At 35.9% G+C, this 12,981-nt stretch carries 17 protein-coding genes; 11 read left to right on the top strand and 6 right to left on the bottom strand.

The window, feature by feature from the left end:
• Positions 1–36: 36 nt before the first annotated feature.
• On the top strand, positions 37–471 hold the full coding sequence (locus G6R40_RS09495; protein ID WP_165134540.1) for a hypothetical protein: 435 nt from the start codon (positions 37–39) through the stop codon (positions 469–471).
• A gap of 63 nt (positions 472–534) precedes the next feature.
• Here G6R40_RS09495 and G6R40_RS09490 read toward each other — a convergent pair whose 3' ends face one another.
• Complete coding sequence (locus G6R40_RS09490; RefSeq protein WP_165134537.1) at positions 535–813, bottom strand: hypothetical protein; 279 nt, start codon at positions 811–813, stop codon at positions 535–537.
• A 95-nt stretch (positions 814–908) separates the two neighbouring features.
• Between G6R40_RS09490 and hflX the strand changes: the two genes are divergently transcribed.
• The 6 genes from hflX to G6R40_RS09460 are packed head-to-tail and all read left to right on the top strand — an operon-like array spanning position 909 to position 5,753.
• Complete coding sequence (gene hflX / locus G6R40_RS09485) at positions 909–2,126, top strand: GTPase HflX (RefSeq protein WP_165134534.1); 1,218 nt, start codon at positions 909–911, stop codon at positions 2,124–2,126.
• The gene (locus G6R40_RS09480) at positions 2,119–2,766 is read left to right on the top strand and encodes a DUF4919 domain-containing protein (RefSeq protein ID WP_165134531.1); all 648 of its coding nucleotides are present in this window, start codon (positions 2,119–2,121) and stop codon (positions 2,764–2,766) included. The genes hflX and G6R40_RS09480 overlap by 8 nt, the downstream gene beginning before the upstream one ends.
• Before the next feature lie 22 nt (positions 2,767–2,788).
• Positions 2,789–4,075 (top strand): cation:proton antiporter, encoded by a 1,287-nt coding sequence (locus tag G6R40_RS09475; RefSeq protein ID WP_165134528.1) that lies wholly within the window; start codon positions 2,789–2,791, stop codon positions 4,073–4,075.
• Positions 4,075–4,707, top strand: coding sequence for a chloramphenicol acetyltransferase (locus G6R40_RS09470; protein ID WP_165134525.1), 633 nt, complete (start codon positions 4,075–4,077; stop codon positions 4,705–4,707). The genes G6R40_RS09475 and G6R40_RS09470 overlap by 1 nt, the downstream gene beginning before the upstream one ends.
• Positions 4,708–5,427, top strand: a complete 720-nt coding sequence (locus G6R40_RS09465) for a DNA alkylation repair protein (RefSeq protein WP_165134522.1) — start codon at positions 4,708–4,710, stop codon at positions 5,425–5,427.
• Positions 5,427–5,753 (top strand): DUF6122 family protein, encoded by a 327-nt coding sequence (locus tag G6R40_RS09460; RefSeq protein ID WP_165134519.1) that lies wholly within the window; start codon positions 5,427–5,429, stop codon positions 5,751–5,753. The genes G6R40_RS09465 and G6R40_RS09460 overlap by 1 nt, the downstream gene beginning before the upstream one ends.
• On the opposite strand, the gene G6R40_RS09455 is transcribed toward G6R40_RS09460, so the two are convergent.
• A complete protein-coding gene (locus tag G6R40_RS09455) occupies positions 5,750–6,127 on the bottom strand; it encodes a group III truncated hemoglobin (RefSeq protein WP_165134516.1) in 378 nt (125 codons plus the stop codon). The two genes, G6R40_RS09460 and G6R40_RS09455, sit on opposite strands and share 4 nt — an antisense overlap.
• A 230-nt stretch (positions 6,128–6,357) precedes the next feature.
• Between G6R40_RS09455 and G6R40_RS09450 the strand changes: the two genes are divergently transcribed.
• From G6R40_RS09450 to G6R40_RS09440, 3 genes are all read left to right on the top strand, one after another.
• On the top strand, positions 6,358–6,843 hold the full coding sequence (locus tag G6R40_RS09450) for a YkgJ family cysteine cluster protein (protein WP_410497360.1): 486 nt from the start codon (positions 6,358–6,360) through the stop codon (positions 6,841–6,843).
• A 111-nt stretch (positions 6,844–6,954) separates the two neighbouring features.
• Positions 6,955–7,254 (top strand): hypothetical protein, encoded by a 300-nt coding sequence (locus G6R40_RS09445; protein WP_165134510.1) that lies wholly within the window; start codon positions 6,955–6,957, stop codon positions 7,252–7,254.
• 231 nt (positions 7,255–7,485) lie between these two features.
• Positions 7,486–7,746, top strand: a complete 261-nt coding sequence (locus tag G6R40_RS09440) for a hypothetical protein (protein WP_165134507.1) — start codon at positions 7,486–7,488, stop codon at positions 7,744–7,746.
• A 36-nt stretch (positions 7,747–7,782) separates the two neighbouring features.
• On the opposite strand, the gene hemE is transcribed toward G6R40_RS09440, so the two are convergent.
• Genes hemE through hemA form a run of 4 tightly spaced genes read right to left on the bottom strand, consistent with a single transcriptional unit; the run spans position 7,783 to position 11,675 of the window.
• Positions 7,783–8,808, bottom strand: a complete 1,026-nt coding sequence (gene hemE, locus G6R40_RS09435; RefSeq protein ID WP_165134504.1) for a uroporphyrinogen decarboxylase — start codon at positions 8,806–8,808, stop codon at positions 7,783–7,785.
• Between the two features lie 4 nt (positions 8,809–8,812).
• Positions 8,813–9,481, bottom strand: coding sequence for a uroporphyrinogen-III synthase (locus tag G6R40_RS09430; protein WP_165134501.1), 669 nt, complete (start codon positions 9,479–9,481; stop codon positions 8,813–8,815).
• Positions 9,482–9,496: 15 nt separating this feature from the next.
• Complete coding sequence (hemC, locus tag G6R40_RS09425) at positions 9,497–10,411, bottom strand: hydroxymethylbilane synthase (protein ID WP_165134498.1); 915 nt, start codon at positions 10,409–10,411, stop codon at positions 9,497–9,499.
• Entirely contained in the window at positions 10,386–11,675 is a 1,290-nt protein-coding gene (gene hemA, locus G6R40_RS09420) for a glutamyl-tRNA reductase (RefSeq protein ID WP_165134495.1), read from the bottom strand. Before hemA ends, hemC begins: the two co-directional genes overlap by 26 nt.
• Before the next feature lie 255 nt (positions 11,676–11,930).
• On the opposite strand from hemA, the gene G6R40_RS09415 reads away from it, so the two are divergent.
• Positions 11,931–12,956 carry a rod shape-determining protein gene (locus G6R40_RS09415; protein ID WP_165134492.1) on the top strand — a complete coding sequence of 342 codons (1,026 nt, stop codon included), beginning with the start codon at positions 11,931–11,933 and terminating at the stop codon, positions 12,954–12,956.
• The last annotated feature ends 25 nt before the right edge of the window (positions 12,957–12,981 follow it).

Raw genomic sequence — 12,981 nt, 5'->3', positions numbered from 1 at the left:
TGTGGTAAAATGCAGTTTTTGATAATTTATTATAAAATGAAATCATTGTTTTTTAAATATTTTTTAATTCTCTCAACGTTATTCTTGCTTTTTGGTTGCAAAGCTTTGGTGTCAAAACAAAGTTTACCAGTCGAATTGCAAAGACAATGGATGCTGACCTCGATAGTCGGCTATACCAAAGAACAATTAATGAAAAATAAAGCACAACTGGATTTGACGCTTCATTCTGGAAACATAGCCAATCTCGGTTGTGGCAATTTTTCAGTTGAGGTTTCGGGAATTGTTGATGATAAAATTAAATTTAAAACCAAAGACAATCCTTTCAAAAATTGTATCAAAACAGAGGCTATAGAATATGTTTTCCGAAACGAGATGGCTAAAGTTAACCGTTACGAAATCGGAGGTCACTTTTTGAAATTATATCATAACGATCAACTTTTATTAAAATTTGTAGCTTCGGATTGGGATTAAAGATGACAATTGTTCTTAGTAAATATAAATGGTCATGAAGGCGAAGATCTTAGAAATCTGTTTTTAGAATTGAACAATTTTCCAAAATGATTCTGTGCTTTTGGGGAAAAGAATTGTAGAATTTTCTCTTAATATAAAATCATTTTTATTCTCGGCAAGAGCAGGGTATTTTTTGATGTTTTCTAAATATTTTTCAACATCCCCAATGCTAAAGCTGATTTTGAAATCATCTCTTAATTCATAATTATTAAAGGCAAAGCAAACATTATTAGAATCTGGATTTATTAATTCTAATTTCAGTTCTTGTTCCAGATATTTTTTAAAAATCTCTAAGTCGTTCATTTTTTAAATTAAATTTAAATAAAATTAAAACTAATTTTTGCATTTTTTACTCAAAAAAACTACCTTGTCAATCTTACAAATAGAACACTTATTTAATGCTAGAAAAGAAAGAACATCAATACGAAAAATCTGTATTAGTAGGTCTTGTTACACGAGATCAGGATGAAGATAAGCTGCAAGAATATATGGACGAGTTGGAGTTTTTGGCTTATACAGCTGGTGCAAGCGTCGAAAAAAGATTTACCCAAAAACTATCACAACCAGATTCCAAAACCTTTGTAGGAAGCGGAAAAGCTGAAGAAATAAAAGCTTACGTTAAAGAAAACGAAATCGGAACCGTTATTTTTGATGACGAACTTTCGCCTTCGCAACTCAAAAATCTTGAACGCGAGCTGGAGGTGAAAATCTTGGACAGAACCAATCTTATTCTTGATATTTTCGCACAGCGCGCCCAGACGTCTTATGCAAGAACTCAGGTAGAATTGGCACAATACGAATATCTTTTGCCTCGATTGACCAGAATGTGGACACACTTGGAAAGACAACGCGGTGGAATCGGGATGCGCGGTCCTGGAGAAACCGAAATAGAAACCGATAGACGTATTATCCGCGACCGAATTTCACTTTTGAAAGATAAACTGAAAACGATTGATAAGCAGATGGCGACACAGCGTAACAACCGCGGAAAAATGGTGCGTGCTGCTTTGGTGGGTTATACCAACGTGGGGAAATCTACTTTGATGAATGCTTTGTCAAAATCGGAGGTTTTTGCCGAAAACAAACTTTTTGCAACTCTGGACACCACGGTTCGTAAGGTTGTAATTGGAAATCTTCCTTTTCTTTTGACCGATACCGTTGGTTTTATTAGAAAATTGCCAACGCAGTTGGTGGAATCTTTTAAATCCACTTTGGATGAGGTGCGCGAGGCAGATCTTTTAATCCATGTGGTGGATATTTCGCACGAAAGTTTTGAAGATCATATCGATTCTGTCAATCAGATTTTGATGGAGATTAATGCACATCAAAAACCAATGATAATGGTGTTTAACAAGATCGATGATTTTTCTTATGAAAGAAAAGCTGATGATGATTTGACACCTTCCACGCGCAAGAATATTTCTTTGGAAGAATGGAAAAAAACATGGATGGCAAAGTCAAAATTCCCGACTGTTTTTATTTCTGCTTTAACGAAAGAAAATTTTCCTGAAATGAAAAAAATGATTTACGATGAGGTCATGAAAATTCATATTTCTCGTTTCCCTTACAACGATTTCTTGTTTGAATATTTTGATGATGAGCAAGAAGATGAATAAAGTTGTCAAAAGAAGCGTGTTTTTTCTCTTTGTTTTGATGTTTGGATTTTTATCTTTTGGTCAAAACAAGCCCGATTTTATAGAAATCAAAAAAAATATTGAAGATAAAAAGTCACCATATTTCTATGAGCGTTTACTTTTTAAATTCCGTGGCATGCCTCAGGCTATCGATAGTGCAGAGGCTTTTCATTTGTATTACGGAAAGAGATTTACAGCGCATAAGTTAAGCCCTTTTGGTACAGATTTTCAGAAGTTTGGAGAAAAGTTTCAGCAAAGTAAATTTGATGATGCTATCAAACTTGGCGAAGATTTGCATTTTAAAGATCCGAGCAATCTTGAAGTTTTGTTGTTGTTATTACAATGTTTTGAAAACGTACAAAACCAAAACAAATTTATGCTCACGTTACAAAAATTTCGAATGGTTTCTGCGACGGTTCTTGCTTCTGGCGCTGGCAATACACCAGATTCTCCATACTTGGTAAATACAGTTGGCGAAGAATATGTTTTACTCAATTTATTAAAAATTCCGTTTCATGATTACCAAAGATTTTCCCAAGCCTCGCAAGACGGGATGATGGATGTGTGGGGAAATGGAAAAGAAAATATCTACATCAATGTTGTGGGCTATGCCCCGGAATAAAATTTTAATTTAAATAAAACAAATGGAGTTATATTACTCATTTTCTATCTTAATCGTTCTCGCGTCGATATTTTCGTACATTAATTATCGATTTCTAAAACTGCCGAGCACCATTGGTATTATGGTAATTGCGATTGCCGTTTCTACATTTTTAGTGTTTTTTGGAGAGGCTGTTTTGCCTCGTACTTTTGGTCATCTTCATGACCTTATGAACAGCATCAACTTTACCGAAGTCCTCATGGGTGCGATGCTTAATTTTCTGCTTTTTGCCGGAGGAATCCATATTAACATCAACGATCTCAAAGAACAGATTTGGCCAGTTGTTGTTTTTTCAACCGTTGGCGTTGTTATTTCTACTTTTATTGTAGGTTTTGGGGTGTTTTATCTTTTGCCTTTGGTTGGGGTAGAGATGCCTTTGTTATATTGCTTGGTTTTTGGAGCTTTGATTTCTCCGACCGATCCTGTTGCGGTTTTAAGTATTCTGAAACAAGCAAAAGTTTCAAAATCTCTGGAAACGAAAGTTGCCGGCGAATCATTGTTTAATGATGGTATGGCGGTTGTTGTTTTTGCAGTATTGTTACAATTGGCAATTGGTGTGGATGTAGATGTTAATGCTGAAAGTATCGGGTTGTTATTACTTCATGAAGCTGGAGGCGGACTTTTATTAGGTGTCTTACTGGGCTATTTTACATCGAGGTTGATGCGTGAAGTTGACGATTATATCATTTCAGTTTTGGTAACACTTTCTGTGGTTATGGGCGGTTATCTCATTGCTAAACAATTGCATATTTCTGGTCCATTAACCATGGTTGCTGCGGGATTATTCATGGGGAATTTTAATAAAAATTTTAAAATGAAATCTATCACGCAAGATTATTTGATTAAATTTTGGGAATTAATTGATGAAATCCTAAATGCGGTTTTATTCTTGTTCATCGGTTTCGAACTTTTAATGATTGAAGATTTAGATCATTACATGATTCCTGGTCTTGTTGCCATTTGTATCGTTTTAGTAGCCCGATTTGTCTCCATTTGGGGGCCTACAAAGTTGATGTCTTCCAAAAATCGATTTACACCGCAAACCGTTAAAGTTCTTGTCTGGGGCGGTATTCGCGGCGGTGTGTCTATTGCCTTGGCCATGTCTATTCCGAAAAGTGAGTACAGTACTATTATTTTGAGTATTACTTATTGTGTGGTGGTTTTCTCGATTATTGTCCAAGGTTTGAGCATTGGGAAAGTTGCTAATCCAAAGAAAATTGCAACCGAAGAAGAATTGCAAGAAGAAATTATTGAAGAAAAATTGCATTGATGAGATCTGAAATAAATATTGAAAATTGGAACCGAAAAGAACATTATGAATTCTTTTCCAAAATGGATCAACCTTCTTTTGGAATTGTTACAGAAGTCAATTGTACCGAAACTTATCGTTTGGCAAAAGAGCGCAAAGAATCCTTTTTTGCACATTATCTTCATAAGTCGATGTTGGCGGTTAATAGTGTAGAAGCTTTCAAATTGAGACTTGTTGGAGATAAAGTTTTTCAATACGATGTGATAGACGCAGGCTCTACGATTGCGCGGGAAGATGGAACTTTTGGATTTGCTTTTATGGAATTTTCAGAAGATTTTCAAATCTTTAATTCGCGTTTACAAAAAGAGATTGAAGCTGTGCACAATTCCACAGGTTTGCGATTGAGCAACGAAGAATTGGATGTTAATCTCATAAGACATTCTACATTTCCGTGGCAGCAATTCTCTGCGATTTTGCATCCTACCAATATTAATAATAAAGAAAGTATTCCGAGAATTGTTTTTGGAAAATTCCTCGAAAAAAATGGTCGAAAGATGATGCCCATTTCTGTGGAAGCACATCATGCGTTGATGGATGGACGGCATATTGCGATGTATCTAGAAGCTTTTCAGAAAGAATTAAATCAGAAATAAATGACTGTTGTTGATGAGTTGAAAGCGGCGCTTCGCGATTTGGCGATTCCCGAAAAAGCGGAATTTTTTCCACGGTTTTTCAAAACTGGACCTTGCGAATATGGTGAAGGCGATTTGTTTTTGGGTGTTATAGTTCCAGATCAACGACTGATTGCTAAAGCCTTTACTGAAAAAATTAGTTTGAAAGAATTGGCACAGCTTATTGCTTCAAAATACCATGAAGAACGTTTAACGGCACTCTTTATTTTGATAAACAAATTTGAGAAGTCAAAAAAGGATATCGTGTTACAAGAGCAAATTGTAGAATTCTATCTCAATCATCTTCAGTATGTTAACAATTGGGATTTGGTGGATAGTTCTTGTTACAAAATTCTGGGACGATTCGCATTCGAACAAAAGCGGGATGATTTACTCATTAATCTGTCAAAATCTAATGAAATGTGGCATAAAAGAATTGCTGTTGTTGGAACCATGTTTTATGTTAAAAAGAAACGTTTCGATTTGACTAAGGATTTTGTCGTTAGAAATCTAAAACATCCACGTGATTTGATGCACAAGGCCAATGGCTGGCTTCTTCGCGAAATGGGAGGACAAGATGAGTCCGCGCTTTTGAATTTTTTTAATCTATATTATAAAGAAATGCCGAGAACATGCTTGCGTTATGCGATAGAAAAACTGGATGAAGATTTGCGACAAGATTATTTAAAATCCAGAATATAATGGAGATTTTAAGACCGATAATCCATTATGTTTTGCATTTTGTATTTCCTGTAGTTTTGGCGTGGTTGTTTTTCCGAAGCGAATGGAAGAAAGCTTATTTCATTATGCTTTTGACGATGTTGGTGGATGTTGACCATCTTTTTGCAACTCCTATTTTTGATCCTAATCGCGCAAGTATTGGCTTTCACTTTTTGCATTCTTATTATGCGATAGGCATTTATTTCCTACTATTATTTTTCAAAGGAAAACTTAGGATTGTTAGCGTAGGATTGTTGTTTCATATGTTGACAGATTATATCGACATGTGGCTAAATCCTAATCTTTAAGACCGTGCAATTTTCATTTTATAAGACATAATTCGGGCGATATTTTGGGCGCGAAGTATGGCTGTATCTACATTTTCGCCTTCGAAGTTTTGTTCTAAAGTATCTTGCCAAAGCTCTAGCCAACGCTCGAAATGATGTTGTTCTAACGCGACAACTTGGTTAAGCGGAAAGTGTACGCGCATGGGATTTCCTTCGTATACTGAATTGCCAAGAAGTATGCTTTCCCAAAAATTATACATTTTTGGGAGGTGTTTTTGCAAATCTATTTGGGCAATATCAGTAAAGAAAAAGCCAATAATATCGTCTTTGATGACTTTATCATAAAATTTGTTTACGAGTTCTTCAATATCAGTTCTGCTTTCTAGATTTTTCATGCTAACAAAGTTAAGCTTTATAACTTATTGATTGTTAAATGGAATTTTGATATTTGTCATTTTGTTTCTTTCGATAGGGGAAATTGCGCCCCAGATAGAGCGGCGTGTTTGAGCTCGTCTTTGGTTTGGGTTGCGCGAAGCGCAACCCAAACCAAAGACTGCGAGTAGCGAAAGCTGGAAATGGCGCCCAAAAAATGTAAATTTGCATTCTTAAAAATTTAGTTTTGGATATCAATCATTATAATCAACAAGCGCAACAAAAATCGAAAGAACATCAAAAATTTTTGGAGCAAATAAAAAAGAAACCACCCAAAAATCTCGATTATTTGGTGGAAGATCTGCATGAGGAGACTTTTGAAGAAATCGACTGTTTAGCTTGTGCAAATTGCTGTAAGACGACAGGGCCGCTATTTACAGAGAAAGATAAAGAACGCATAGCCAAGCATCTACGGATGAAAATTTCGGATTTTGAGACTAAATTTTTGCGACTAGACGAAGATAATGACTGGGTCTTGCAATCGACGCCATGTTTCTTTTTGGATCCAAATGATAACAAATGTAATATTTATGATGTACGTCCAAAAGCCTGTCGCGAGTATCCACACACAGATCGCAAGAAAATTTATCAGATTAATAACCTGACTTTGAAGAATACCTTGATTTGTCCAGCGGCTTATGTTTTTGTTGAAAAATTAAGAAAAAATTTGGAGAAGTAGTTGAAAATCAAAAGCTTTCATAAAGTGTTTTAAAGTCTATTAAAGTTTTTAATTTTTTATAATAGCAATTGTTTTTTAGCGTTTTAGCTATGTAACATTAAAATTATTATTATGAAAAAGTTAATATTTGCAACACTATTTATAACGGCGGGATTTGTAGTTGCAACAGCGCAAACCACAGAGGCTAAAAAGACAATGTCTGCTAAAACCGAAACTATGGAAGTGGCGCCGAAAGCTGAAAAGCTAACAAAGAAAGAGAATGCGACTACAGAAAAATCAGAAATTATTGCTAATGATAAAAAGGTGCAGGCTAAATTAGCAAAAGAAAATATGAATCATTCTGCTGTACTTCAAGAAAACAAAGCTGTAAAAACTGAAGAACCAAAGAAAAAAATGCCAAAAGTAGAATAGATTATTTTATAGAATTAATAGTAGAATAGTATTAAAACCTAATGTGATTGGATATTAGGTTTTATTATTTAAAATGAAATAACTAATAATTTGTTATATTAGGCGTTTTGTTTAAATAAAAAATAATACATTTTTGATTTAAAAACGTTAAAAAATGTTAAAAAACATATAAATTGATTTTTTAATGGAATAATATTCGTTAATTAGTGTTCACTAAATCCAAATATTGTTATGAAAAAAGTTTTACTATGCGCAGTTTTCTTTGTTGGAGGTGCTGCAATGATGAGTGCTCAGTCTTCAAAAGCGAATACAGGAAAAGCAAAAACAGAACGTATTAAACCAAAAGCAGAAGCACCAAAACAGCAAGTCCAGATGGGCGCTGTCAAAATGCAAGAGGTTGATGCAAAAACTGTAGAGCAAGAAAAAACGCTACAAAGAAAGCGTGAAAATGGCGAAGCAGTACCAGCGGCTCACGCAAGAAAGAAAAATTAAAAACAAACCCCAAGTTAAAACTTGGGGTTTGTTTTTTTATGCTTTCCACTCAACAACAGCGCGGATAAATGCTTCCGCATTTTCTACTGGAATGTTTGGAAGGATACCATGGCCGAGGTTGGCGATATATTTGTCTTTTCCAAAACGATTAATCATTTCGTGAACCATTTTTCGGATAACTTCCGGTGAAGAATGTAGTCTTGCGGGATCAAAATTTCCTTGAAGTGTGATGTTGTTATTTGTCAATTGTCTTGCAAATTCTGGTGTAATAGTCCAGTCAACCCCCAAAGCGGAAACTTTGGATTTTGACATTTCTTCAAGCGCAAACCAGCATCCTTTTCCGAAAACAACAACTGGGGAAACCAGACTTAGTGCTTCAACAATTTGGTTGATGTATTGCCAAGAAAATTCCTGATAGTCTGTTGGTGACAACATGCCTCCCCAAGAGTCAAAAATCTGTACCGCAGAAACGCCTTTTTCAACTTTTCGTTTTAGATAAGCAATGGTGGTATCGGTGATTTTTTGCAACAATGAGTGTGCTGCTTCAGGATGTGTAAAACAAAATGACTTAGCAATATCAAAAGCTTTAGAGCCTTTGCCTTCCACACAATAGCAAAGTATTGTCCATGGGCTTCCTGCAAAACCAATCAATGGAATGTCGTTATCGAGCTTTTGAAGGGTCAATTCGATGGCGTCAAAAACATAGCTTAGCGTATCGTCAACATTCGGAACTTCGATGGCGTCAACTTGTTCTTTAGTTCGTATAGGATTGTCTAGCCAAGGACCAACGGATTCTTTCATTTTAAAATCAATACCCATGGCCTGCGGAACCACCAAAATGTCTGAAAACAAAATCGCTGCGTCTAAAGGGAATCTGCGAATTGGCTGAACGGTAATTTCAGCAGCTAACTCTGGCGTTTGGCAACGTGTGAAAAAATCATATTGATTGCGAAGTTCAATAAACTCTGGTAAATAGCGCCCAGCTTGTCTCATCATCCACACAGGAGGTCTTTCCACAATCTCGCCGCGCAAAGCTCTTAGATATAAATCGTTTTTAATCATATTCTTATTTTTTTTCTGACGCGTGCTGACGAATCAGATTTAGTAAATCTTCGGTTGTATTCTCCGCACTCGTTATAGCGGATTTCTTTGTTGAATTAAGGATTTCATTGGTGGTTGTTTGTCCAATTGAAAAAATAATTTTCGCTTCTAAAGAATTGAATTTAGTAAAACTTCTAACGCCACTAGGACTGAAGAATGCCACAGCATCATATTCTTTATTAAACTTTGGATAAGTCAAATTGGTGGCGTAAGAAACGACTTTAGTGTAATTTTTTCCAAGTTTAGTAAAAGTTTTCCCTAAAGTTTCTAAAGCGATATCGCCACAGAAATGAAGATAATCTTCGTCTTTACTTTGTTCTATAAAATACTTGGAAAGTTCTTCAGCATTCTTTTTTGTAGCAAGAACTTCGAAGCCTTTTTGGTTTAAAAATTTTTCAGACTGTTCTCCAACACAATAGATTGGGTGTAGTTTTGTTAATTGGTGAGAAGTGTCGTTTTCAAAAAAACTCTTAACGGCATTAATGCTTGTAAAAATCAAAGATTTATTTTTTAAATCCTGAATTTTAAACGCAATTTTCTCAATCGAAATGACTTCTACAAAATCCACGACAATATCACTTCCCAATTTGGAAATGTCTGCGTCATTGAGATGTTTGGTTAACAATAGGCGCATTTTTGAAGGTTTTAATTAGGAGTTTATTTGATATTTTATGAGAGCCATCATGTCTTTGCCGCCACGCTTCAGAACTTGTTGTGCTAACTCTGCGCCGAAGTTTTGTTCTGGGTTCCAGTCTATTGTCTCATCAACGTTGATGCAGTCTTTTCCGTCCAAAGAACATAGTCTTCCTAAGAAACGGATTTTGTCACCAATAAATTCGGCGTGGGCACCAATTGGCGCTGTACAACCACCTTCCAAAGTTTTTAGAAATTCTCTTTCGATATGGATGCATTTTTGAGTTTCTGCATGGTTAATCTGATTTAAAATCTCATTAAGTTCCGCATTTTCAGAAAGGCTCGCGATACCAACAACCCCTTGTGATGGAGCTTGCAAAAGGAAGTCAACTTCTTCGTAGCTGATGTTAAGATTCATGCGTTTAAGACCTGCCAAAGAGAAAAGTGTCGCATCCGCAACGCCTTCTTCCAATTTTCTAAGTCTTGTTTGTACGTTTCCTCTAATGTCCGCAAAGTCAGTGTTAGGGAAAGTGTGCGACCAAAATGCGCGTCTTCTCAAGCTACTTGTTGCTATTTTTAAATCTTTAAAGTCTTTGTTTTTGGCATCACTTTTTCTAACCAATACGTCTTGTGGGAAATCTCTTTCCAAAACGGCACTTATCTGTACGCCTGTTGGTAATTGCGTAGGGACATCTTTTAAAGAATGTACGGCGATGTCAATCTCTTTGTTAAGCAAAGCTATGTCAAGATCTTTGGTGAAAACACCTGTAATGCCCATTGCGTAAAGTGGTTGCGTAAGGTTTTTGTCACCAGACGACACGATTGGGACGATTTCGGTTAGTTTGCCAGCCGTTTGTAGTTTTGAAGCAACTTCGTTAGCTTGCCATAATGCTAATGGACTGTTTCTAGTTCCTATTTTTATCGTCTTCATTATCGGTCTTTTTGGGTTGGTGAAGCACTAAGATGTCTTCCATTAATTTTGAAACTTCCTCTGCTTTCCAAGGGTTTTCAAGAATGTATTTTGCAAAGCGGTTGGTTATTTTCTGTATTAATTTATCAGAAAGTTCCATGTCTTCAACTTTAGCGTATTGATGACGCTTGTGTATGTTGTGGAGCTCGTGGGCTTCTATGTTTTTTAATGAGTTTTTAAAATTGGTAATACTCGGTGCAAATTTTCTTTTTCGTTCCCACTCTGTAAAATCTTTGCTCATCTCTTTGATGATGGCTTCGGCTTTTGGAATTTCGCGTTTGCGTTGTTCCATGGTTTCCGAAATTTGCTGAGAAAGTTCATCCACATCGATAAGATCCACGCTGTTGAGATTTCCAATTTCTTTTGCGACGTTATTGGGAATTGACAGATCTATAACCAACATTTCTTTGTCCGCGGGGAAGTTTTCTGGATTTACAATGAATTTTTGTGCGCCAGTTGCAACAATCAAAATATCGGTTTGTTTCAGTTCTTCGGGGAAATCTTCAAAAGCAATTTGTTGAATGTTATACTTTTCAGCAATTTTCTCAGCTTTCTCAAAAGAGCGGTTCGCAATTTTTATCTTTGGTTGATAAACATGTTTTACGAGATTTTCGATTGTGTTTTGTCCAATTTCGCCAACGCCAAGCAACAGAATGTTTTTGTCAGAAACAGCTTTGACATTGTTTAAAATATAATGAACAGCGGCATAAGAAACAGACGCGGCACCATTGCTAATGCTAGTTTCTGTTTTAATTCTTTTCGAAATTTGAATCGCTGAGTTGATAGCGCGTTCCAAATATGGATTCGAGCTTTCTTTATGTTTTTTGAAACGGTTGTAAGCATTTTTAATTTGAGAGACAATTTCGAAATCACCAATGATTTGACTTTCTAATCCAGCAGCAACGCGGAAAAGATGCAGTACAGCGTCTTCTCGTTTGATAATGTTAACATATTGTAAAAATTCTGATAAGTTAACGCCGATAGTTTTGCAATATTGCTCTGCAATTAATAAATAATTGGAAGTCGTGGTGTAGATTTCCGTCCTGTTACAAGTGGACACAACGAAAGCATCACCAAATTCCTTGTCGTGAATTTGGTTAACAAAAGATTTGATATGTTCATCAAAAAACGCAAATTTTCCCCGAACTTCGGCATCGGCTTTCTCGTAACTGATGCTAAGTACAGCGAAATTAGACGTCTTCAAAATATCGTTGTTATGACTCATTTTTGCAAGCACAAAGTTAAGCTTTTAAAATGAATTTTGACAGATTCAAGCTGTGACTTGTTCTATGATAATGCTCAGTTTTGAAATGGCTTAACTTTTTAGTAGTCAGACTTTAGTGAAACTTGTTTTTATTTGGAGGTGTGCTTGTGGATAAGTTTTTAGATTTTAATAAAAATTTAACCTTTTTGCTAATAGATAAAATCTAAAATTCTGCGTTTAATTTATATCTTTGTAAATTAAAATAGACAGGTAAAAATGGGTTTATTAGATATGTTCACGCAAGAAATTGCGATTGACTTAGGTACTGCCAATACATTAATAATTCACAATAATAAAATTGTTATAGATCAGCCATCTATCGTGGCGATTGAAAGACAAAGTGGAAAGCCGATTGCTGTTGGAGAGCAAGCGAAACACATGCAAGGGAAAACCCATGAGGATATCAAAACAATCCGTCCTTTGAAGGATGGGGTTATTGCAGATTTTCATGCTTCCGAGCATATGATTAAAGAATTCATCAAACAAATTCCTGGGATTAAAGGGAAATTGTTTCAGCCAGCTTTGAGAATTGTGATTTGTATTCCTTCAGGAATTACGGAAGTAGAAAAAAGAGCGGTGCGCGACTCGGCGCAAAAAGTAAATGCAAAAGAAGTTCGACTGATATATGAGCCAATGGCAGCTGCTATTGGTGTTGGTATTGATGTTCAGAAGCCAGAAGGTAATATGGTGATTGACATAGGAGGTGGGACTACAGAAATTGCGGTTGTGGCCTTAGGAGGTATCGTTTGTGATAAATCTGTAAAAATTGCGGGTGATGTTTTCACGGGTGATATAGCATATTATTTACGAACACATCATAATTTATATATTGGTGAAAGAACTGCGGAACGTGTGAAAATCGAAGTTGGCTCAGCTGTGGAAGAACTGGATGTTGATATTGAAGATATTCCAGTTCAAGGTCGTGATTTGATTACGGGTAAGCCAAAAGAAATTATGGTGAATTATAAAGAAATTGCTAAAGCCTTAGACAAGTCGATTATCCGTATTGAAGATGCGGTGATGGAAACACTTTCTTTGACACCTCCAGAATTGGCCGCGGATATCTACAAAACAGGTATTTATCTGGCTGGTGGTGGTGCTTTGTTGAGAGGCTTGGCAGATCGTATTCACAGAAAAACAGGATTGCCAGTTTTTGTAGCAGAAGACCCGTTGAGAGCAGTTGTTCGTGGTACAGGTATCGCGCTAAAAAACATGGATAAATTCAATTTCTTAATTAAGTAATTACTAATTTTCAGGTAACATAACG

The organism is Chryseobacterium sp. POL2 (assembly GCF_011058315.1).
In the GTDB taxonomy this organism is placed as follows: Bacteria; Bacteroidota; Bacteroidia; order Flavobacteriales; family Weeksellaceae; genus Soonwooa.
Note: the sequence above shows the minus strand (reverse complement) of the source record. Positions and strands in the feature narration are given on the sequence as shown.